This window comes from Streptomyces sp. NPDC058195, assembly GCF_042883525.1.
Lineage (GTDB): Bacteria > Actinomycetota > Actinomycetes > Streptomycetales > Streptomycetaceae > Streptomyces.
The window spans coordinates 185,251-205,140 of sequence record NZ_JBHVVM010000007.1; the positions used below are offsets into that span (position 1 = coordinate 185,251).

The window sequence follows — 19,890 nt, forward strand, 5'->3', positions numbered from 1 at the left end:
CTCGCCCGGCCGGTCCCCACTCTGCTTGGGTCGGCCCATGAGCGATCTCCGCATCCGCCACGCCGACCTTGGCGACATCGACGCCGTACTGGACTTCTGGCGCGAAGCCGCAGAGGGAACGAGCATCAGCGACGACCACGACGGGGTGACCCGGCTCATCGGCCGGGATCCCGAGGCCCTGCTCCTGGCGGAGCGCGACGGCCTCCTCGTGGGAACCGTCATAGCGGGCTTCGACGGCTGGCGGTGCTCGGCCTACCGACTGGCCGTACATCCCGACTGCCGCCGCGAGGGCATCGCCACCGCCCTGGCACAAGCGGCCGAACGGCGCTTCCTCGCCCTCGGCGGGCGACGCGTCGACGCCATGGTCCTGGAGGCCAATGAGCGCGCGCACCGCGCCTGGGACGCGAACGGCTACCGGCGCGAGGACCACTGGCGGCGCTGGGTCAAGCCACTCACCGGGTGAGCCGCACTCCGGACCGGGCGGAACACCGGGACCGGGCGGAACACCGGGACCGGGCGGAACACCGGGACTGGGCGGAACGCCGGGACCGGGCAGAACGCCGGGACTGGGCGGCCACGGGAAGATCAGCGGACTTTGCCGATCCTTTACTATGGGTGTTCCCTGTCCGATCCTTCCGAAAGGTGTGAGCGTCCGCCCATGGGCGAGCCTCCCAGTCGACATAGCCGGCACCGAGCGGTCCTCCTGTCCCTGCCCGATCATGGGACGGAGGTGAACCGATGACCGAAGTGCTCCTGCTGCTCGTGGCCGTACTGCTCTCCCTGGCCTGCGGCGCCTTCGTCGCGGCCGAGTTCTCGCTGACGACGGTCGAGCGCGGCCAGCTGGAACGGGCCGTCGAGCGGGGTGAACGGGGCGCCGCCAGCGCCATGAAGGCCGTACGCAGCCTCACCTTCCAGCTCTCCGGCGCACAGCTCGGCATCACCGTCACCAACCTGGTGGTCGGCATGCTCTCCGAACCGTCCATCGCCAAGCTCATCCGCGGCCCCGTGGAAGCGCTCGGACTCTCCCCGAGCGTGGCCTCCTCGGTCGCGCTCGTCCTGGGCACGGCGCTGTCCACCGTCTTCCTGATGATCGTCGGCGAGCTCGTCCCGAAGAACTGGGCGATCTCCTCTCCGCTCGCCGTGGCGAAGGCCGTGGCCACCCCGCAGCGGATCTTCACCGCGGTCTTCCGCCCCTTCATCAGCCACCTCAACAACACCGCCAACCGGATCCTGCGCCGCATGGGCCTGGAGCCGGCCGAGGAGCTGGCCTCCGCGCGCAGCCCCCAGGAGCTGGCTGCGCTGGCGCGGCACAGCGCGAAGGAAGGCGCCCTGGAGGCGGACACGGCAGAGCTGTTCGTCCGCACCCTGAACCTGACTGAGCTGACCGCGGAGAACGTGATGACGCCACGGGTCCAGGTCACCGCCCTGGAGGCGCAGGCCACGGCCGAGGACGTCGCGAACGCCACCCGGGCGACGGGCCTGTCCCGTTTCCCCGTGTACCTCGGCAATCTGGACACCGTCGTCGGGGTGGCGCACATCAAGGACGTGCTCGCCATCCCCGCCGAGCAGCGACCCCGTACCCGCGTCTCGGAGATGCTGCGCGAACCCCTGCTGGTCCCGGAGACCCTCACGGTGGACCGGCTCCTGGACCGGCTGTCCGGAAAGCTCGCCATGGCCGTCGTCATCGACGAGTACGGCGGCACCGCCGGAGTCGTGACGCTGGAGGACATCGTCGAGGAGGTCGTCGGCGAGGTGCGCGACGAGCACGATCCTCACGAAACCGCGGATCTCGTTCCGGCCGGCGAGGACACCGACGGGCGGACCCTGTGGTCGGCCGACGGTGCCGCCCGCATCGACCAGCTGAAGACGATCGGGCTACGGGTGCCGGACGGACCGTACGAGACACTGGCCGGGCTCATCGCCACCGATGTCGGCCGTATCCCCGCCGTGGGTGACACCGTGGAACTGGCGGGCTGGCGGATCGACGTGGTCGACGCGTCCGGGCACCGCGCCGCGCGGGCCCTGCTGCACGCGCCACTTCCCGGTGACGACGAGCGGACGGAGGACGCACGATGATCGCCGTCCAGCTCCTCATCGGACTGATGACCCTGGTCGTCAACGCCTTCTTCGTCGGGGCGGAGTTCGCGCTGATCTCCGTACGCCGCAGCCAGGTCGAACCCGCCGCCGAGGCCGGGGACCGTCGCGCGCGCAGCGTGATCTGGGGCCTCAAGCATGTATCGGCCCTGCTCGCGGCCGCGCAGCTCGGCATCACGCTCTGCACGCTGGTGCTCGGCATCGTCGCCGAACCGGCCATCGCGCATCTGCTGGAGCCCGTCTTCGACGTGGTGGGCGTGCCGCACGGTCTGATCCATCCGATCTCGTTCGTGATCGCGCTGAGCGTGGCGACCTATCTGCACATGCTGCTCGGCGAGATGGTGCCGAAGAACATCGCGCTGGCCGAGCCGGTGCGCGCCGCGCTGCTGCTCGGGCCGCCGCTGGTGGCCCTGGCCAGGGCGCTGCGGCCGGTGATCTTCGCGATCAACGCCTTCGCCAACGCCCTGCTCAAGATCCTCCGGGTCGAGGTCAGGGGCGAGGTGTCCGCCACGTTCTCCGACGACGAACTGGCCCGGCTGGTGACGGACGCGGGTGACGCCGGGCTCGTCGACGACCGCTCGGCCGAGCGCCTGCGTCACGCCCTCGAACTGGGCCGCCGCCCGGTGCGCGACGTGGCGATGCCGGTGGACCGGGTCACGTACGCCAGGATCGGAACCACTCCGGAGCAGCTGGAGCGCCTCTCGTACGAGACCGGCTTCTCGCGTTTCCCGGTGATGGACGGCGAGGGACGGATACTGGGCTATCTCCATGTGAAGGACGCCCTCGACGCCACGCCGCGCGATGTGCCCTTCCCGGTGACCGCGATGCGGCCCATCGCACGGGTCCGGGCGGGAACCCCGCTCGACGACGTGCTGACCGCGCTGCGGCGCAGTCGTACGCACCTGGCGGCGGTGCTCGACGAGGACGGCCGGCTGGCCGGAATGGTCACCATGGAGGATGTCCTGCGCGAGCTGGTGGGGCGCCCGAAGGCCCGCTGACGAGTGGCATGGGCGCGGCCGGACGTATCCCGGTCGCGCCCGTCGGCCCGACGGGCGGGTGCGTGCCCCGGAAGAGACCCGGCCCACCGCGATACGATCGCTCCGCCATGGAAATGAATGCCTCCTACACCAGTCTTGTCGCGGTCGGCGACTCGTTCACCGAGGGAATGTCCGACGTCCTGCCCGACGGGTCGTACCGCGGCTGGGCCGATGTGCTCGCCGGGCGGCTCGCCGCCCGCGAACCGGGGTTCCGCTACGCGAACCTCGCCGTGCGGGGCAAGCTGATCGCCCAGATCGTCGACGAACAGGTCGACGCGGCCGCGGCCATGCGCGCCGATGTCGTCACGCTCGTCGGCGGACTCAACGACACTCTGCGGCCCAAGTGCGACATGGGCATGGTCCGCGGACGCCTCGAAGAGGCGGTGGAGCGTCTCGCGCCCTCGTGCGGAACGCTCGTGCTCATGCGGAGCCCAGGGCGCAACGGACCGGTGATGGAGCGTTTCCGTCCGCGGATGGAGGAGCTTTTCTCCCTGGTCGACGACTTGGCGGCCCGGCACGGGGCGGTGGTCGTCGACCTGTACGGAGCACCGGCGCTGGGAGATCCCCGGCTGTGGGACGTCGACCGGCTGCACCTGACGGCCGACGGCCACAGCAGGGTGGCAGAGGCGGTCTGGCAGGCGCTGGGGCTGCCGCCGGAGAGCGACTGGCGGACCCCGTTGCCAGCCGCCGTGCCGCCCGGGTGGGCCACCCGGCGCGTCGAGGATGCCCGTTTCGCCCGTCAGCACCTGATTCCGTGGATCGGGCGTCGGCTGACCGGCCGTTCCTCCGGGGACGGACGTACGGGAGCCCAGTACAGCTCCGAGCTGGGCCGGGCGTTCTGGGTCACCCCTGAGGACGGCGACGCTCCCGGCCCCGTGGCGGCCTGGCGCCGCGTCGACCCGACGCCCTCCTCGTAGCGCCTTCGCGCACGGGCCGTCACACCGGCGCTGCCCGCCGCCGCCCGATGTCCGACTCGGGTGGTGCGGGGCATGAGCCGCTGCCCGGAACCAGACGACTGGCACACCGGACCTTGCCCGGCCGACGCTTCGGCCGGACCAGAGGCGGCGGCGCCTGGGGCTTTCCGGCCGTGGCCGGAAAGTGACGGAGAGACATGGTGTCCGGCAACGTCCGGCCGGGCTGGCGTCGCCGTCCGCGTCACATGGGGGGATGTCTCACCCGCTCCCGTCCTACTGGGACCGGGCCCCGCCACATTGCGGCACCGGCCCGCAGCGCGACTCGTGACCCACGGCGGTGCCGTCGTCGGGTGCGCCGGTACGAGGATCTGCGGCACGGACCGCGTGAACCTGCTCAGGCGATTTCCCACACGGCCGGGTGTGATCCCCGGACACGGTTCGGCGGGTGGGCTGCGGTGCCGTGCGGTGCGGTGCGGGAGACGGGGCCACAGGTACATTCCGTCGCGGCCGACGGCCGGGCGGTGGCCAACCCCGCCCTGCGTTGCGGCTGGCGTGTTCCCTGCCTGCGGGGAGTGACCGCCTTCCGGAGGTGAGCCTCATCCGACGACACCGGTGAGGGCACGGACGCCGCGCTCCCGGACCACAGCAGCGAAACAGGTCCGGCTCCGGCCGTGCACCACGACCGGACCAGCACCCGCGACCAGCCGCTGTGCGTCCACCGGGGCCACGGCCAGCGCTTCGCCAGCGCGACAGGAAAGACACGGACCGGCGAGGATCCGGCGGGGCCGCACGATTCCGATGATCCGGACTCCGGCACCGGCCGACCCGGCACGTCGGCCACGCACACAGCCGCGGAACGGAATTCCGGCGCCGTCGAGGCCGGGCGCTCACGGTCACGGCCGCCCGCGGGCGCGATCCCGGCGACCTCGCCGATCCGCTGCATCGGATCCCTTGGCACCAGGGAGCGGGCCGGGACGGCGGGCAAGGATCCGCCGGCACTCCGCACATCGAGCGAGGGTGCCGCCCTGACCAGGCCCTTACCAGCGACGGACGCTGAAGAACCGCTGCAGACGGCAGGTAAACTCTGGACACGTGACTGCTGTGTCTGCGAAGCCTCGCATCCCCAATGTCCTGGCCGGCCGCTATGCCTCCACCGAGCTGGCCGTCCTCTGGTCCCCCGAGCAGAAGGTGAAGCTGGAGCGTCGGCTGTGGCTGGCGGTACTGCGCGCTCAGAAGGACCTCGGGATCGAGGTGCCGGATGCCGCCCTGGCCGATTACGAACGTGTCGTCGACCAGGTCGACCTGGCCTCGATCGCTGAGCGTGAGAAGGTCACCCGGCATGACGTCAAGGCCCGGATCGAGGAGTTCAACGCACTCGCCGGCCACGAGCAGGTCCACAAGGGCATGACCTCGCGGGACCTTACGGAGAACGTCGAGCAGCTCCAGATCCGGCTCTCCCTGGAGCTGATGCGTGACCGCACGGTGGCGGTCCTGGCCAGGCTCGGCAAGCTGGCGGTCGAGTACCGCGAGCTCGTCATGGCCGGTCGCTCCCACAACGTGGCCGCCCAGGCGACCACCCTCGGCAAGCGCTTCGCGACCTCGGCCGACGAGCTCCTGGTGGCGTATGGGCGGCTTGAGGATCTGCTGGCCCGCTACCCGCTCCGGGGCATCAAGGGCCCCGTGGGCACCGCGCAGGACATGCTGGACCTGCTGGGCGGCGACGCCGGCAAGCTCGCCGACCTCGAACAGCGCATCGCGGCGCACCTCGGCTTCACCCAGGCCTTCACCTCGGTCGGTCAGGTCTACCCCCGTTCCCTCGACTACGACGTGGTCACCGCGCTGGTCCAGTTGGCCGCCGCGCCTTCGTCGGTGGCCAAGACGATCCGGCTGATGGCCGGGCACGAGCTGGTGACCGAGGGCTTCAAGCCGGGCCAGGTCGGCTCGTCGGCGATGCCGCACAAGATGAACACCCGCTCCTGCGAGCGTGTCAACGGCCTGATGGTGATCCTCCGTGGCTACGCGTCGATGACCGGCGAGCTGGCCGGAGACCAGTGGAACGAGGGCGACGTGTCCTGCTCCGTGGTCCGCCGGGTGGCGCTCCCGGACGCCTTCTTCGCCTTCGACGGTCTGCTGGAAACGTTCCTGACGGTGCTCGACGAATTCGGCGCGTTCCCCGCCGTCGTCGCCCGTGAGCTGGACCGCTACCTGCCGTTCCTCGCCACGACCAAGGTCCTCATGGGCGCGGTGCGCGCGGGCGTCGGCCGCGAGGTCGCCCACGAGGCGATCAAGGAGAACGCGGTGGCCTCGGCCCTGGCCATGCGGGAACAGGGCGCCGAGCGCAATGAGCTGCTCGACAAGCTCGCCGCCGATGACCGCATCCCGCTGGACCGGGCGCAGCTCGACGCGCTGATGGCCGACAAACTCTCCTTCACCGGTGCGGCCGGCAACCAGGTCACCTCGGTGGTCTCGCGCATCGAGGAGATCATCAAGCAGCACCCCGAAGCCGCCGCGTACGCCCCGGGCTCCATCCTCTGACGGCCTCTTCCCTCTCACCGGATGACGCCCGAAGAGCGCCAGGCCGCCCGTGACCGCACCGTTCCCGATGTGGTCACGGGCGGCCTGCGTGTGCTGTTCTGCGGAATCAATCCGAGCCTGACGACAGGGGCCACTGGCCACCACTTCGCCCACCCCGGCAATCGTTTCTGGCCTGTTCTCCATCGGTCCGGCTTCACCCCCCGTCAGTTGAATCCCGCCGAGCAGACCGAACTGCTGCGACACGGTCTCGGCATCACCAATGTGGTCGCCCGGGTCACCGCTCGCGCGGACGAGCTGTCCGACGAGGAGTACCGGGAGGGCGGGAGAATCCTCGCGGCCAAGGTTGAGAGTCTGCGGCCGCAGTGGCTGGCGATCGTGGGCGTCACGGCCTACCGCACAGCCTTCGGCAGGCGCACCGCGCGGATCGGTCCGCAGGACCACACGATCGGCGGCGCGCGTGTCTGGGTCCTGCCCAATCCCAGTGGTCTGAACGCTCACTGGACCGTTCAGACCATGGCGGAGGAGTATGGTCGCTTGCTCGCCCGTGTCGAGCAGGACACCGCTTCCACCCCCGAAGCACCCTGAAGTCCCCTGCCCGCGGGCCCTGGTGTTCCGTTTCCTCCTTCCCGGCGACGAACCGCCGCCTCTGGTTTCACGGTGGATCGATCTCCGTCACCACCACGCACAGCTCGCAACCGGGCCCGTCTTCCTCCAGGCAGAGCCCAAGAGCCACCCACCGGTCCTCGATCCTCCACAACTGGAGGTACTCGCACCCCGCAACCGTCTCGGCCCATGCCTCCGGGGTCTCCTCCCCGGTGGCCATCCGCTCCTGGGCACTCCACAGGCTGATCATCTGCGGCTCGCCCCAGTGTCCGGTGAGCAGAACCAGCAGTGCGTCATGCTCTGCCAGGCACTGCGCGCGGTGCTCCAGTCCGCGCACCTCGTCCTCGTCCCAGTGATCGACATCCGCGTGCAGCGACATCCTGTGATAGCCCGGTCCGCTGGTTCCCGAGCCGGACCGGATGCGTTCCGCGGGAAACTCCGCGGTACGCATCGCTTCGATGAGGCGGAGGTGATGTGCGGTGGTCATGCCGCCAGTAAACCGTCCGGCACTGACAAGCCTCTCCCGCTCGGGATTGAGATGACCTCAGCTGCCGTGTGCAGTAAGGGCGCTGCGGCGGTCCGGGCTATACGCCCCTGCGCCGCACCGCCGTTGTGTGACACGGCGCACCGTGGCAGTTGGCTACGCGTCCCTGCGCCGTACCGACCACCAGCCAGCGAGCAGGGCGGCCAGCGCCCAGGCCGCTGTCACCGCGAGGCCGCCCCACGGCCCGAGACTTCCCTGCGGACTCTGATGAAGCACCACCTGCCCCGCGCGGTCCGGCAGATAGTCCGCGACACCGGCCGCGACATCGCCGATCACGAACGGGACGATGAGCACGAACGGGATGAGCAGACTGAGTACAGCCACGGCGCTGCGCAGCAGTGCGGTCAGACCGGCCGCGAAGAGTGCCATCAGCGCGAGGTAGATCCCTCCGCCGAACGCCGCCCGCAGAGCGCCCGGATCTCCCAGGCCGATCGTGTACTCGCCCATGAACAGCTGGCCCACCAGAAACGTGCTGAAGCTCGTGACCAGGCCGACGACGACGGCCGCCCCCGCGACGACCGCGATTTTCGCGGTGTAGAAGAGGGTTCTGCGCGGGACGGCGGCGAGCGATATCCGCAGGGCACTGTTGACGAATTCGCAGGACAGCGCGGTCGCGCCAAAACTGATGGCGGCGAGCTGGCCGAAGTTCAGTGCGTAGAAGGCACCGAAGACCGGATCCGCGTCGGCGTTGTCCGCCTCGGCCTGGCCGACGGTCGGGAAGACGAGCAACGTGACGGCGAGTGTCACGGCCAGGACGGCTATCAGCGATCCCGCCGCGGAGCGGAGCGATCTCATCTTGATCCATTCGGAACGCAGCACTGCGGTAGTCGACATGGTCAGGCCTCCTGGTGGTGAGTGGATGGGGTCGACGCTGACGCGAATTCCGCGTCGTTGGCGGTGAGGTCGAGGTAGGCCTGCTCCAATGTGGCCTGCTCGTCGGTGAGTTCCAGGACCGGAATGCCTGCGGCGGCGGCGATCGCGCCTATCTCCCCCGCCTTCGCCCCCTCGATGGTCCAGCGGCCGTCGTCGCCCTGCGCCGGGGCGTAGCCCTTGCGGGTCAGCAGGTCGCACAGCCGCGTGGGCTCGGTCGTACGCACCCGGGCCCTGGGGCTGCTGCGGGAGTCCAGGAACTCCTGCATCGGCACGTCAGCAAGGAGCCTCCCCCGGCCGAGGATCACCAGGTGGTCGGCAAACGAGGAAGTCTCGTTCATCAGATGGCTGGAGACCAGGACCGTGCGCCCTTCGCGGGCGAGCCGCTTCATCAGCTCACGGATCCAGATGATGCCTTCCGGATCGAGGCCGTTCGACGGCTCGTCCAGCATCACCACCTCCGGGTCTCCCAGCAGGGCAGCCGCTATGCCCAGCCGCTGCCGCATGCCGAGCGAGAAGGTTTTGATGCGAGCACCGCCGACCCGGCTGAGCCCGGCCTCCTCAAGGACTTCCTCCACTCTTCGCACAGCGATGCCGTTGCTGACCGCGAGTGCCAGCAGGTGGTTCCGCGCGGTCCGCGATCCGTGGGCGGCCTGGGCATCCAGCAGTGCGCCCACCCGGCGCAGCGGTTCACCGAGCTGGGCATAGAACTGCCCGCCGATCGTGGCGCTACCACCGGTGGGCCGGTCGAGGCCCAGAACGAGTCGCATGGTGGTGGACTTGCCTGCGCCGTTGGGGCCCAGGAATCCGGTGACGCGTCCCGGACGCACGCTGAACGTGAGGTTGTCCACGGCGCGCGTCGTTCCGTACAGCTTGGTGAGTGCTTGGACGTCGATGCTGGTCATGTCCTCAGCCTCGCGTCGGCGCCGGGGGGTCCGCCTCACCCGCCAGTGGGGTTCTTCTCCCTCTCATGGGGGAGCCACCGTGGCCTGCCGGGCTGGCACGATGGCCACATGTCCCGCCTCCTGCAACCGCTCGCCAGGTCTGTCACCTACACCCGATGGCTTCATCTGCTCATTCCGGGTGCGGGCTACAGCGTGTGGGTCTTCATCTCGCCGGATTCGCCGTGGATGCCCATGCTCTTCGCCGTGCCGGTGGGCCTGCTGCCTGGGATGCGGCTCGCGGAAGGAGTGCAGGCACAGCTGCTGCTCGCGCCGGACGATCGCGGAAGAGCCGATCCTTCCATCTCCGCGGCGTCGGCGGGCTCATGGGCCGACCGCTGGCGAACCGTGCTGTGGCTGGAGATGCGTCTGATATTCGCCGCTCCGATCTGGTACGCCACAGTGTGGCTACCGGCGAGCGCGACGGATCTGGTTCTCACTGCCTTCGGGAGAGCCCCGAGCGATGACTGGCTGATCCGCGGATGGGAACCGCACTGGTGGTTCGGCCTGCTCGCACCGGTGCCCCTCCTGGTGCTGCTCCCCCTCATCGTGACGACCGGCCGCCTGGTCACCGCCACTGCCCGGTGGCTCCTCGGGCCCTCACCGGTACAGCGTCTGACGGCTCTGGAGGAGCGCACCGAGCAGTTGCTGGAACGTAATCGCATCGCCCGTGAGCTGCACGACTCGATCGGCCACGCGCTGACGGTGGCAGTCGTGCAGGCCGGTGCGGCTCGTGCGGCAGGGGATCCCGTGTTCACCGAGCGCGCCCTCGCAGCCATCGAGGAGACCGGCCGGGATGCGCTCGATGATCTGGAGCGGGTTCTGCGGGTACTGCGCGAGTCGGAGGCACCGGTGGGGCAGCGTCCGACGCTCGTGGAGGCGGACCGGCTCCTGGACTCCGCGCGCGGCTCGGGGGCGAAGATCGACGCGGACATGTCGGGTCCGCTGGGACAGGTTCCGGGCGCGATCTCCCGCGAGGGGTACCGGATCCTCCAGGAGTCCCTCACCAATGTGCTGAGACATGCGGGGTCGGTCCCTGTCCGTGTGCGGATCGCCGTCGCCGAGGGGCGTCTGGAGCTGGAGGTCACGAATCCGCTCACGGACACCTCTGCCGACCTGGGCGGTGGGAGCGGGCTGCGTGGCATCCGGGAGCGGGCGGCATTGCTCGGCGGAAGAGCCACAACCGGCCCGTACGAGGGGGAATGGCGGGTGCAGGCGGTCCTGCCGCTGAACGGGCTGCGGATCGCTCTGTAACTCCCAGCACCCGCCCGGAGAACGGACTCCTCGGCGGGGCGTCGGCGGATCGTGGCCGGGGGACACGTCCCGGGCGACTCGCTACCCCCTAGTCTGTGCCAATGGCGGTCAGCGTACTTCTGGTAGACGACGAACCTCTCGTCCGTGCGGGGTTGCGGGCAATTCTCGATGCTCAGCCCGATATCGAGGTCGTGGGCGAGGCCGGTGACGGCGCCGCCGTGATCCCGCTGCTGCGTCAGCTGCGTCCCGACGTGGTGGCCATGGATGTCAGGATGCCGTTGATGGACGGGATCGAGGCCACGCGCGTGGTGCTGCGCACGGTTCCAGATCCGCCGAAGATCCTCGTGGTGACGACGTTCGAGAACGACGAGTATGTCTACGAGGCGTTGCGTGCCGGTGCTGACGGTTTCCTCATCAAGAGGGCCCGGCCGACCGAGATCGTGAATGCGGTGCGTCTGGTCGCCGAGGGCGAGTCCCTGCTCTTTCCGGCGGCGGTCAGGCAGCTCGCCGCCGCATACGGGACCGGCAAGGCGCGCGCCGCCTTGGAGCGGGCGGCTCTCACCGAGCGGGAGTCCGCGGTCCTCCGGCTCATGGCCCGTGGTCTGTCGAACGCGGAGATCGCCGCCAAGCTCGTGGTCGGCGTTCAGACCGTGAAGACCCATGTCAGCTCCGTACTGGCCAAGTTGGGGGCGAGGGACCGCACCCAGGCAGTGATCGCGGCGTACGAATCCGGGTTCGTCGCCCCGGGCTGAGGCAACCCGCTCGGAACCCGTCGCATCCTGTGGTCGCCCGGCGGCCGGCCAGCGAGTACCATCCGCCTGACATGCGCTTGAGCTGGGAGGACACACCGTGGGCCGGCTGACCGGCGGGGATCCGTCACTGTTGCGACGCATCAATTCCGCAGTGGTGCTGCACGCGCTGCGCGGTGCGGACTCCCCCACTCTGACGGACCTGACCAGGATCACCGGCCTGTCCCGGCCGACGGTCGAGGGGGTCATGGAGGGGCTCTTCGAGGCCGGGCTGGTCGTTGAGTCGGCACCTGACGGGGGCGAGACCCGACGCCAGGGACGGCCTGCGCGCCGGTTCCGGTTCCGTGCCGAGGCCGGACATCTGCTCGGCATCGAGATCGGCCCCCACCGCGTCTCCGCGCTGCTCTCGGGGCTGGACGGCCGGATCATCGGCGCGGGTGCCCGTGAGGTGTCGGAGACCGCGTCCGCCGACGACCGGCTCGACAAGGTCAGAGCCGTGGTGGCCGACGTTCTGCGGCGGACCGGGGTCGCGCGGAGCAGTCTGCGCGCGGTGGGGGTCGGGAGCCCCGGCATCGTGGAGGCGGACGGGACGGTGCGGCTGGGCACAGCGCTGCCGGGCTGGACGGGGCTGGCACTGGGAGAGCGGCTGAGGCGTTCCTTCCGCTGCCCCGTTCTGGTGGAGAACGACGCCAATGCGGCGGCGGTCGCGGAGCACTGGAAGGGAGCGGCCACCGAGTCCGACGACATCGTGTTCGTTCTGGCGGGGCTGAGCCCGGGGGCCGGATCTCTGATCGGCGGGCGGCTGCACCGCGGCTTCGGCGGCGCGGCGGGCGAGATCGGAGCGCTGCATCTGCTCGGACGGGAGGCGACTCCGGAACGGCTGCTGTCCACGACGGATACCCCATTGGACCCGCTGGACGAGCCGGCCGTGGCCCATGTGTTCGCGCAGGCCCGGCAGGGCGATGTCCGGGCGCAGGCCGCGGTCGAGCGGTTCATCCAGCGCCTGGTGCACGATGTCGCGGCGTTGGTCCTGGCGCTGGACCCCGAGCTCGTCGTGGTGGGCGGCTGGGCCACCGGCCTCGACGACCTGCTCGACCCGCTCCGAAGCGAGCTGGCCCGCTACTGCCTCCGGCCTCCGCGGGTCACGCTGTCGCTGCTCGGTGAGGCTGCGGTGGCCACCGGTGCGCTGCGGCTGGCCCTCGACCATGTGGAGGAGCAGTTGTTCGCGGTGGAGGGAACGGTGACGGCCCGCCGCTGAGCGCGACGGGCCGTACAGTGTGGGCGGGCCACCCGGTTCGGGTCAGGAGGCCTGGCGCTCCGGGCCGGGGTGGCTGATCTCCACGTCGCCCGCGTCGCCGAAGGTGAGCCGGCAGGTGTCGGCCCGGTACGTGGCGACGGAGAGCGCGGCGGTCCCGCCCGCCACCAGGTAGCGGGTGGTGACGACCAGTACGGGAGCGCCGGGAAGCCGGTCGAGCTCCTTGGCGTCCTCCGCCCGTGCCGAGCCCAGTTCGACGGAGCGGTCCTGCCCGTCGAGACCGAGACGGTGCAGCTCGCGCAGGACGGCGCGGGCGCGGGCGGGCCCGGACGGTGCGTCGATCGCGGAGAGTTCGGGCACGGAGGCCGACGGAACGTAGAGGAATTCCGCCGCGACCGTCTGGCCGTGGGTCGACCGGATCCGGCGTACGACGTGCAGCGGCTCATCGGCGTCCACTTCGAGCACGGACGCGACCGGGAGCGGGGCAGGGGCCATTGTGGCGTCGACCGCCTGCCAAGCCTCCGCCGCACCGTCGCCGGTCCAGTCCCGCTGCGCCGTGGATACGGCCACGCCGACGCGCGGCGGGGCGACAGTCGTACCGACGCCGCGGCGGCGCTGGAGCCTTCCTTCGAGTTCGAGCTGCTCCAGAGCCTGCCGGAGCGTGGCCCGCGCGACTCCGAAGCGGGCGGCGAGCTCGCGCTCGTTGGGCAGGATCTCACCCACCGCAAAGTCCGAGTCGAGTGCGTCACTGAGCACGGTCTTGAGGTGCCAGTACTTCGGCTCCTGCACCGATTCCAGCTGCGTGGTCCCCACCCTGTCCTCCGCAATCGCCCAGCGGCTATTCCGCGACGTTATTTATTAAAGGTTCCTGTCTTAACGGTGAGACCATAGGACGGTACACACCCTTGGTCAAGACCAATCCTCCGTCGGTCACGCAGCGGAACGAAGCTCTGCCGCAGAGCGTTCACAGGACGTTCGTGATGCCGTGAGGCGCGCGCAGCACAAAGCCCCACGACCGGCAGGACATGGGGCTTCGAACGTGGCGACGCGAGGGGCTATGACCGCGGAAGGGTGGCGACGTGCATGAGCTTGTCAGGGTTGCGCACGATATACACGCAGTGCACGACTCCGCTCCTGATGCCCAGGTGTACGACCGAGTCGACCTCGCCGCCCACGAACACCAGCAGAGCGGGACTTCCGTTGAGCTCCAGGATCCGGGATTCCAGACGCCCGGCCTGTTCACGGGTGACCGCGAGGAGGAAGCGGCCGACCTTGTCGGCGCTGTCGATGATCCGCAGCGGAGCTTTGGACTTCCCACCGCCGTCCCCGACGAGCCGCACATCGGGCGCGAGCAGCGTCAGCAGTTCCTCGATGTCCCCGCCCGCCGCCGCGGCGAGGAACCGTTCGGTGAGGTCACGGCACTGGGCCGGGTCGACGTCGTAGCGCGGCTTGCGCTCCTCCACGTGGCGTCGCGCGCGCCCGGCCAGCTGACGCACGGCACCCTCGCTCCGGTCGAGAGCCAGGGCGATCTCCGCGTACGGGAAGCCGAACGCCTCGCGCAGCACGAAGACGGCCCGCTCCAGGGGCGACAGGGACTCCAGGACGACGAGCACGGCAACCGATACGGAGTCGGCCAGCACGGCCCGTTCCGCGGTGTCGGGCACGGCGGGCCCGAAGTCGGTGACGACCGGCTCCGGCAGCCATGGCCCGACGTACGCCTCGCGCCGCGACCGCACCTGCCTGAGCCGGTCGACGGCGAGGCGGGTGACGATCGTCACGAGGAAGGCGCGCGGTTCGCGGACGTCCTCGCGCGGCGCGGCGGACCAGCGGAGCCAGGCCTCCTGCACCACGTCCTCAGCATCGGTGATCCGGCCCAGCATGCGGTACGCGACGCCGGTGAGGACGGGGCGGTGGCTCTCGAAGACATCGGCTGCGGTCTCGGCTGTCACTCCCCCATCCCAGCCCACGCACCCCACCCTGTCCAGCGCGGGCCGGACACCCCCTTGAACTGTGGGCTACTCGACGGTAATTGTTGTTGACGAGACGTCTAAGCCGCCCTCAGGCATGGCCCGTTCATGCCGGATCACCCCGGGAGCCCAGCATGGTCAGCACGGTCTCGTTCAGCGTCGAATCGCCTCATGGGCCCCGGACCGTCTCCGTGGCATACGAGCGGACCGGTACGGGCGAGCCGCTGCTTCTGCTCCACGGCATCGGCCACCACCATCAGGCCTGGTCCCCGGTACTGTCCGCGCTCTCCGCGGAGCGCGATGTCATAGCTGTCGACCTGCCTGGCTTCGGCACGTCACCGGAGCTTCCCGAAGGGCTGACGTACAACCTGCCGACCGTGGTCGCGGTGCTCGACGCGTTCTGCGCGGAGATGGGCCTGGAGCGGCCGCATGTGGCGGGCAATTCACTGGGCGGTCTGCTGGCCCTGGAGCTCGGGCGGCAGGAACTGGTGCGGTCGGTGACCGCGCTGTCGCCCGGCGGGTTCTGGACCGAGAGCGAGCGGCGCCTGGCGTTCGGCACGCTGCGGGCCATGCGGCGGGCCGCGCGGGCCATGCCGCCTGCGCTGATCGGCCGTCTCTCGCGCAGCAGGGCTGGACGCACCGTGCTGACCAGCAGCATCTACGCCCGGCCCGGCCGTCGTTCACCCGAGGCCGTCGTCGCGGAGACCTGCGCGCTGCGGCAGGCCGCCGGATTCGACCAGACGCTCGCCGCCGGGCGGAACGCCGCTTTCACCCACGACGTGCCGGGGCTACCCGTGACCGTGGCCTGGGGCAGCCGGGACCGGATACTGCTGAGGCGGCAGGGAATCAGGGCCAAGCACACCATCCCCGACGCCCGGCTGGTCCGTCTGCCCGGCTGCGGTCATGTGCCGATGAACGACGATCCGGCTCTGGTGGCCCGGGTCATCCTCGACACCAGCCGCTGAGTTCACGCCGGTCGCCGTATCCGGACCGCGTGGCGTCGCGCGCCGGGCCAGGGCTCCTGATCCCAGGGCGACGCCGAGCCCGACGAGCAGGCTGCCGCAGGCCTGGGCCAGTCCGTAGGAACCGGCGCCGACGAGCGGTGCGGTGAGGGCGGCGGAGACCGGGATCAGACCGGAGAAGAGGGTGGCCCGCTCGGTGCCGATGCGCTGCATGCCCATGTACCAGCAGACGAATCCGACGACGGTGACCACGCCTGCCTGCCAGAGCAGCGCGACCGCCTCGGCCCCGGTGGGTGTCCGCAGCACGCCGCCGCCGTCCAGGACCACGCCGAGCCCCACCGATTCGACGGCCGCGACACCGCACACGACGGCAGAGAGCAGTGCCGGCCCGAGCGGGCGGAGCACCGGCGCCGCCAGAACGGCGAAGCCCACCTCGCCCGCCAGGGCGCCCGCAGAGCAGAGGATGCCCGCCAGGTCTGTGCGGCCCCACCCCTGGACGGTGAACGCCCCCGAGGCGACCAGTCCGGCCGCGAACAGCACCGTGCGGGTGGGCCTGCGGCCGTCCACGAGCGGTACGAGCACGGCCACGACGATCGGCGCACACCCGACGAACACCCCGGGAACGGCCGGTTCCGCCGATCGTTCCGCGCCGAGCACCGCCAGGTTGAAGCCCACCATGCCGACCGCCGACAGCAGCGCGAGCCGCCCCCATTGACGCGGAGTGAGGGTCCGCAGCGCGGCGAGCGGCCGGGACCGGCCGTCGCGGACCAGAACCGGTACGAGCAGGAGTGCCGCCAGACCGTAGCGCAACGCCTGGCCGCCCGCGTACGGATAGTCGCCCAGGACACTGTTGGCGGTGAAGGAGGCGCCCACGAGGACGCAGGCGAAGGCCGCGAGGAGCGCCCCGCGCAGCGAGTTGACGTTCATGGGACCGACGCTAGGCAGCCAGGCGGACCGGGTTAAGGTCCACTTCCATGACGTCTTCGGGGACCAATCCGGCGACCGGCCCGCCGATGGACGGCGCGCGGGCGGACAGCGCGCGGAACGGCGGCTTCGGTTCCGCCGCCTGGGAGTTGCTGCTCCCCGCCGCCGAGGCACCCGCCCGTCGCCGGGGCCGTGCGCTGCAGTCGGCCCTGCGGGAGGCCGTGCGCTCCGGCCGTCTCGTTCCGGGCACCAGGCTGCCGTCGAGCCGGGCGCTCGCCGCCGATCTGCGGGTGTCGCGAGGGCTGGTCACCGAGGCGTACGAGCAGCTCACGGCCGAGGGCTATCTGCGCAGCGGACGCGGTGCGGGCACGTGGGTGAGCGAATCGGTCCGGGCTCCGGCCCTCGGGGCCCGCGACAGGGCTCCGCGCGCCCCGGGCGTACGCGTGGACTTCCGGCCCGGCACGCCCGATCTGTCGCTGTTCCCGCGCACCGCCTGGGCCGCCGCGCACCGCTCGGTGCTCGCGCGGCTGCCGCACGCCTCGCTCGGCTACCCCGATCCCCGCGGACTGCCGGCTCTGCGGGACGCCCTGGCCGCGCTGCTGTCCCGGCGTCGCGGGGTGGCCGCCGATCCGGAACGCCTGGTGGTGTGCTCCGGAGTGGCACAGGCGATGACGCTGCTGGGCTTCGCGCTGCACGGGCGGGGCATGGGGGCCGTCGGGGTGGAGGCTCCCGGAAGTCCCGAGCACTGCGAGCTGTTCGCGTCGGCGGGGATCACTGCGGTCGGTCTGCCGCTCGACGCCGAGGGCCTCGCGGCCGAACCCCTCGTACGCTCGGGCGTACGCGCGGTCGTCACCACGCCCGCGCACCAGTTCCCCACCGGAATCGCCTACTCCGCACGGCGTCGCAACCGGCTTCTGGACTGGGCCCGCGAGGTGGACGGGCTGATCGTCGAGGACGACTACGACGGTGACTTCCGCTACGACCGGGCAGCCGTCGGAGCGCTCCAGGGGCTCGATCCGGAACACGTCGCCTACACCGGTTCCGTCAGCAAGTCACTGGCCCCCGGACTGCGCCTGGGCTGGCTCCTGGCGCCCGCGGCGATGACTGAGGAGATCATCGCCCGCAAACGCACGATGGACCTGGGCAATCCGGCCGTCGACCAGGCGGTCCTCGCCGATCTCATCGTCCGGGGAGGCTACGACCGGCAGCTGCGCCGCTGTCAGCGCGCCTACCGCGAGCGCCGGGACACCCTCACGTCGGCGCTGACGGAACACTTCCCCGGCACCGAGGTGAGCGGAATCGCCGCCGGCCTCCACGCCATCGCCGAGCTGCCCGAACGGTACGGTCCCGAGCCGGTCTTCCTGGCGCGCGCGGCCGGGGCCGGAATCGCCCTGCGGCCGCTCAGTGCCTGTGGCGGCGTGACACACGAGGACGGGGCCGTCCGTCTGGTCCTCGGCTACGCCCACCTGGCTCCGCACGAGATCGAGACGGGGGTGCGGCTGCTGGCCGATTCTCGGCGGTGCCGGGTGTTCATCTGAGGTTGGCGCGCACGCCGCCGCAGGGCACGAGGGTGGGAGCGTCCGACGAGCCACCCGTCCGCTCCGCTGACCGCTGCCCCGGAGGCGCCTCGATGCCGAACCGTCCCCCCTCCCCGATCCCCGCCCGCCGCAGTGTGCTGCGCGGTTCGCTCGCCGTACCGGCCGCGCTCACGCTCCCCGCGGTGGGCGCCGCCGCTCCCGCCTTCGCGCTGTCCGGCCGACCGTGCGCGCAGTGGGGTGTGCAGGTGGGCGATGTCACCTCCTCGTCCGCGCTGGTCTGGGTGCGGTCGGACCGCCCGGCCCGGATGACCGTGGAGACGTCTGCGACGGAGTCGTTCCGGCGGGCCCGCACCTGGCACGGGCCGCTCGTCGGCCCCGGCTCCGACTTCACCGGGACGACACCGCTGTACGGGCTGCCGCCGGGCGAGCAGGTGCACTACCGGGTGACCCTCGCCGATCCCCATGACCCCCGCCGCACCGGGAAGCCGGTGCACGGGACCTTCCGGACGGCGCCCGCCCGGCGTCGCGACGGGGTGCGCTTCCTGTGGTCCGGCGACATCGCGGGGCAGGGCTGGGGTATCAATCCGGACATCGGCGGCTACGCGGTGTACGACGAGATGCGCCGCCTCGACCCGGACTTCTTCCTGTGCAGCGGTGACACCATCTACGCGGACGGGGTGATCGAGCCGAGCGTGACGCTGCCCGACGGGCGGATCTGGCGCAATGTCACCACTGAGGAGAAGGCGAAGGTCGCCGAGACCCTTGGCGAGTACCGCGGTAACTTCCGTTACAACCTGCTCGACCACAATCTCCGTGCGTTCAACGCCCAGGTGCCCTCGATCGTCCAGTGGGACGACCACGAGGTGCGCAACAACTGGTACCCCGGGCAGATCCTTGACGACGCCCGGTACACGGAGAAGAACGTGGACGTGCTGGCGGCCCGCTCGATGCGGGCGTTTCGCGAGTACTTCCCGGTGCCGACGCCGCGTTCCCGGTCCGGGGAGGGGCGGATGCACCGGGTGGTCCGGCACGGCCCGCTGCTCGATGTGTTCGTCCTCGACATGCGGTCCTTCCGCAACGCCAACTCCCCCGGCCGGCAGCCCGACGACACGACGGGCATCCTCGGTGCTGAGCAGCTCGCCTGGCTCAGGCACGAGCTGTCCCGGTCCCGTGCGGTGTGGAAGGTGATCGCCGCCGACATGCCGCTGGGCCTGGTGGTCACGGACGGTGCCACGGACTTCGAGGCGGTGGCGCAGGGCGATCCGGGGAAGCCGCTCGGCCGTGAGCTGCAGATCGCGGAACTGCTGCGGTTCATCAAGCACCGGCGGATCACCGGCACGCTCTGGCTGACCGCCGATGTGCACTACACGTCCGCCCAGCACTACGCGCCGGAGCGGGCGGCGTTCAAGGACTTCGCGCCGTTCTGGGAGTTCGTCTCGGGTCCGCTGGCGGCAGGCCAGTTCCAGGCGAACGCCCTTGACGCGACCTTCGGCCCTGACCGCGTCTTCCTGCGCGCGCCCGATCGGGCGAACGTGTCGCCGATGGAGGCGCCTCAGTACTTCGGCGAGGTCGACATCGACGGCGACAGCGGTGAGCTGACCGTGCGGCTGCGGGCCCAGGGCGGTTCCGTGCTGTTCACCAAGGTGCTGCGGCCGGGGCACGTCGGGCAGTGATCCGCCCACCGCTGACCGGCCCCCGCACAC

Annotated in this window: 17 protein-coding genes and 1 pseudogene; 12 read left to right on the forward strand and 6 right to left on the reverse strand. The window is 70.9% G+C overall.

The features are described 5' to 3' along the window. The first annotated feature begins 37 nt into the window (after window positions 1-37). The 6 genes from ACFVWY_RS11795 to mug all read left to right on the forward strand — a co-directional run bounded on the left by ACFVWY_RS11795 (window position 38) and on the right by mug (window position 7,165). Entirely contained in the window at window positions 38-463 is a 426-nt protein-coding gene (locus ACFVWY_RS11795) for a GNAT family N-acetyltransferase (protein WP_389870105.1), read from the forward strand. 275 nt (window positions 464-738) lie between these two features. Further along, window positions 739-2,076, forward strand: coding sequence for a hemolysin family protein (locus ACFVWY_RS11800; RefSeq protein ID WP_389870107.1), 1,338 nt, complete (start codon window positions 739-741; stop codon window positions 2,074-2,076). Beyond that, entirely contained in the window at window positions 2,073-3,092 is a 1,020-nt protein-coding gene (locus ACFVWY_RS11805; RefSeq protein ID WP_389870109.1) for a hemolysin family protein, read from the forward strand. The genes ACFVWY_RS11800 and ACFVWY_RS11805 overlap by 4 nt, the downstream gene beginning before the upstream one ends. 107 nt (window positions 3,093-3,199) lie before the next feature. Next, complete coding sequence (locus ACFVWY_RS11810; protein WP_389870111.1) at window positions 3,200-4,048, forward strand: SGNH/GDSL hydrolase family protein; 849 nt, start codon at window positions 3,200-3,202, stop codon at window positions 4,046-4,048. Window positions 4,049-5,137: 1,089 nt separating this feature from the next. After that, window positions 5,138-6,580, forward strand: coding sequence for an adenylosuccinate lyase (purB, locus tag ACFVWY_RS11815; RefSeq protein ID WP_389870114.1), 1,443 nt, complete (start codon window positions 5,138-5,140; stop codon window positions 6,578-6,580). Window positions 6,581-6,601: 21 nt separating this feature from the next. Next, entirely contained in the window at window positions 6,602-7,165 is a 564-nt protein-coding gene (mug, locus tag ACFVWY_RS11820) for a G/U mismatch-specific DNA glycosylase (RefSeq protein ID WP_389870116.1), read from the forward strand. A 67-nt stretch (window positions 7,166-7,232) separates the two neighbouring features. Here mug and ACFVWY_RS11825 read toward each other — a convergent pair whose 3' ends face one another. The 3 genes from ACFVWY_RS11825 to ACFVWY_RS11835 all read right to left on the reverse strand — a co-directional run bounded on the left by ACFVWY_RS11825 (window position 7,233) and on the right by ACFVWY_RS11835 (window position 9,502). Next, the gene (locus tag ACFVWY_RS11825) at window positions 7,233-7,670 is read right to left on the reverse strand and encodes a hypothetical protein (protein WP_389870118.1); all 438 of its coding nucleotides are present in this window, start codon (window positions 7,668-7,670) and stop codon (window positions 7,233-7,235) included. 153 nt (window positions 7,671-7,823) lie between these two features. Then, complete coding sequence (locus ACFVWY_RS11830) at window positions 7,824-8,561, reverse strand: ABC transporter permease (RefSeq protein WP_389870121.1); 738 nt, start codon at window positions 8,559-8,561, stop codon at window positions 7,824-7,826. Window positions 8,562-8,563: 2 nt separating this feature from the next. Then, complete coding sequence (locus tag ACFVWY_RS11835; protein WP_389870123.1) at window positions 8,564-9,502, reverse strand: ABC transporter ATP-binding protein; 939 nt, start codon at window positions 9,500-9,502, stop codon at window positions 8,564-8,566. A 108-nt stretch (window positions 9,503-9,610) separates the two neighbouring features. Between ACFVWY_RS11835 and ACFVWY_RS11840 the strand changes: the two genes are divergently transcribed. From ACFVWY_RS11840 to ACFVWY_RS11850, 3 genes are all read left to right on the forward strand, one after another. Beyond that, a complete protein-coding gene (locus tag ACFVWY_RS11840) occupies window positions 9,611-10,792 on the forward strand; it encodes a sensor histidine kinase (RefSeq protein ID WP_389870126.1) in 1,182 nt (393 codons plus the stop codon). A 101-nt stretch (window positions 10,793-10,893) separates the two neighbouring features. Beyond that, complete coding sequence (locus ACFVWY_RS11845; protein WP_389870128.1) at window positions 10,894-11,544, forward strand: response regulator; 651 nt, start codon at window positions 10,894-10,896, stop codon at window positions 11,542-11,544. A 97-nt stretch (window positions 11,545-11,641) separates the two neighbouring features. After that, on the forward strand, window positions 11,642-12,799 hold the full coding sequence (locus tag ACFVWY_RS11850) for an ROK family protein (protein ID WP_389870131.1): 1,158 nt from the start codon (window positions 11,642-11,644) through the stop codon (window positions 12,797-12,799). Window positions 12,800-12,841: 42 nt separating this feature from the next. Here the strand turns inward: ACFVWY_RS11850 and ACFVWY_RS11855 are convergent, their stop codons facing one another. Further along, the gene (locus ACFVWY_RS11855) at window positions 12,842-13,609 is read right to left on the reverse strand and encodes a GntR family transcriptional regulator (protein WP_389870133.1); all 768 of its coding nucleotides are present in this window, start codon (window positions 13,607-13,609) and stop codon (window positions 12,842-12,844) included. 242 nt (window positions 13,610-13,851) lie between these two features. After that, window positions 13,852-14,745 carry an RNA polymerase sigma factor SigJ gene (gene sigJ, locus ACFVWY_RS11860; RefSeq protein WP_389870135.1) on the reverse strand — a complete coding sequence of 298 codons (894 nt, stop codon included), beginning with the start codon at window positions 14,743-14,745 and terminating at the stop codon, window positions 13,852-13,854. Window positions 14,746-14,897: 152 nt separating this feature from the next. On the opposite strand from sigJ, the gene ACFVWY_RS11865 reads away from it, so the two are divergent. Further along, complete coding sequence (locus tag ACFVWY_RS11865; protein WP_389870138.1) at window positions 14,898-15,728, forward strand: alpha/beta fold hydrolase; 831 nt, start codon at window positions 14,898-14,900, stop codon at window positions 15,726-15,728. 75 nt (window positions 15,729-15,803) lie between these two features. Here ACFVWY_RS11865 and ACFVWY_RS11870 read toward each other — a convergent pair. After that, a pseudogene (locus tag ACFVWY_RS11870) lies at window positions 15,804-16,652 on the reverse strand (DMT family transporter); the annotation flags it as partial. Between the two features lie 47 nt (window positions 16,653-16,699). Here ACFVWY_RS11870 and ACFVWY_RS11875 point away from each other — a divergent pair. Both ACFVWY_RS11875 and ACFVWY_RS11880 read left to right on the forward strand, forming a co-directional pair. Then, window positions 16,700-18,187, forward strand: coding sequence for a PLP-dependent aminotransferase family protein (locus tag ACFVWY_RS11875; protein ID WP_389870141.1), 1,488 nt, complete (start codon window positions 16,700-16,702; stop codon window positions 18,185-18,187). A 92-nt stretch (window positions 18,188-18,279) separates the two neighbouring features. Further along, window positions 18,280-19,860 (forward strand): alkaline phosphatase D family protein, encoded by a 1,581-nt coding sequence (locus ACFVWY_RS11880; RefSeq protein ID WP_389870144.1) that lies wholly within the window; start codon window positions 18,280-18,282, stop codon window positions 19,858-19,860. Window positions 19,861-19,890: the final 30 nt, after the last annotated feature.

What these genes read in the sequence shown, in the direction of transcription:
- ACFVWY_RS11865 (WP_389870138.1), top strand. Translation starts at nt 14,898, where the DNA reads ATGGTCAGCACGGTCTCGTTCAGCGTCGAATCGCCTCATGGGCCCCGG.
- ACFVWY_RS11835 (WP_389870123.1), bottom strand. Translation starts at nt 9,502, where the DNA reads ATGACCAGCATCGACGTCCAAGCACTCACCAAGCTGTACGGAACGACG.
- ACFVWY_RS11810 (WP_389870111.1), top strand. Translation starts at nt 3,200, where the DNA reads ATGGAAATGAATGCCTCCTACACCAGTCTTGTCGCGGTCGGCGACTCG.
- ACFVWY_RS11875 (WP_389870141.1), top strand. Translation starts at nt 16,700, where the DNA reads ATGACGTCTTCGGGGACCAATCCGGCGACCGGCCCGCCGATGGACGGC.
- ACFVWY_RS11795 (WP_389870105.1), top strand. Translation starts at nt 38, where the DNA reads ATGAGCGATCTCCGCATCCGCCACGCCGACCTTGGCGACATCGACGCC.
- ACFVWY_RS11880 (WP_389870144.1), top strand. Translation starts at nt 18,280, where the DNA reads ATGCCGAACCGTCCCCCCTCCCCGATCCCCGCCCGCCGCAGTGTGCTG.
- mug (WP_389870116.1), top strand. Translation starts at nt 6,602, where the DNA reads ATGACGCCCGAAGAGCGCCAGGCCGCCCGTGACCGCACCGTTCCCGAT.
- ACFVWY_RS11840 (WP_389870126.1), top strand. Translation starts at nt 9,611, where the DNA reads ATGTCCCGCCTCCTGCAACCGCTCGCCAGGTCTGTCACCTACACCCGA.
- ACFVWY_RS11825 (WP_389870118.1), bottom strand. Translation starts at nt 7,670, where the DNA reads ATGACCACCGCACATCACCTCCGCCTCATCGAAGCGATGCGTACCGCG.
- ACFVWY_RS11845 (WP_389870128.1), top strand. Translation starts at nt 10,894, where the DNA reads ATGGCGGTCAGCGTACTTCTGGTAGACGACGAACCTCTCGTCCGTGCG.
- ACFVWY_RS11800 (WP_389870107.1), top strand. Translation starts at nt 739, where the DNA reads ATGACCGAAGTGCTCCTGCTGCTCGTGGCCGTACTGCTCTCCCTGGCC.
- ACFVWY_RS11805 (WP_389870109.1), top strand. Translation starts at nt 2,073, where the DNA reads ATGATCGCCGTCCAGCTCCTCATCGGACTGATGACCCTGGTCGTCAAC.
- ACFVWY_RS11830 (WP_389870121.1), bottom strand. Translation starts at nt 8,561, where the DNA reads ATGTCGACTACCGCAGTGCTGCGTTCCGAATGGATCAAGATGAGATCG.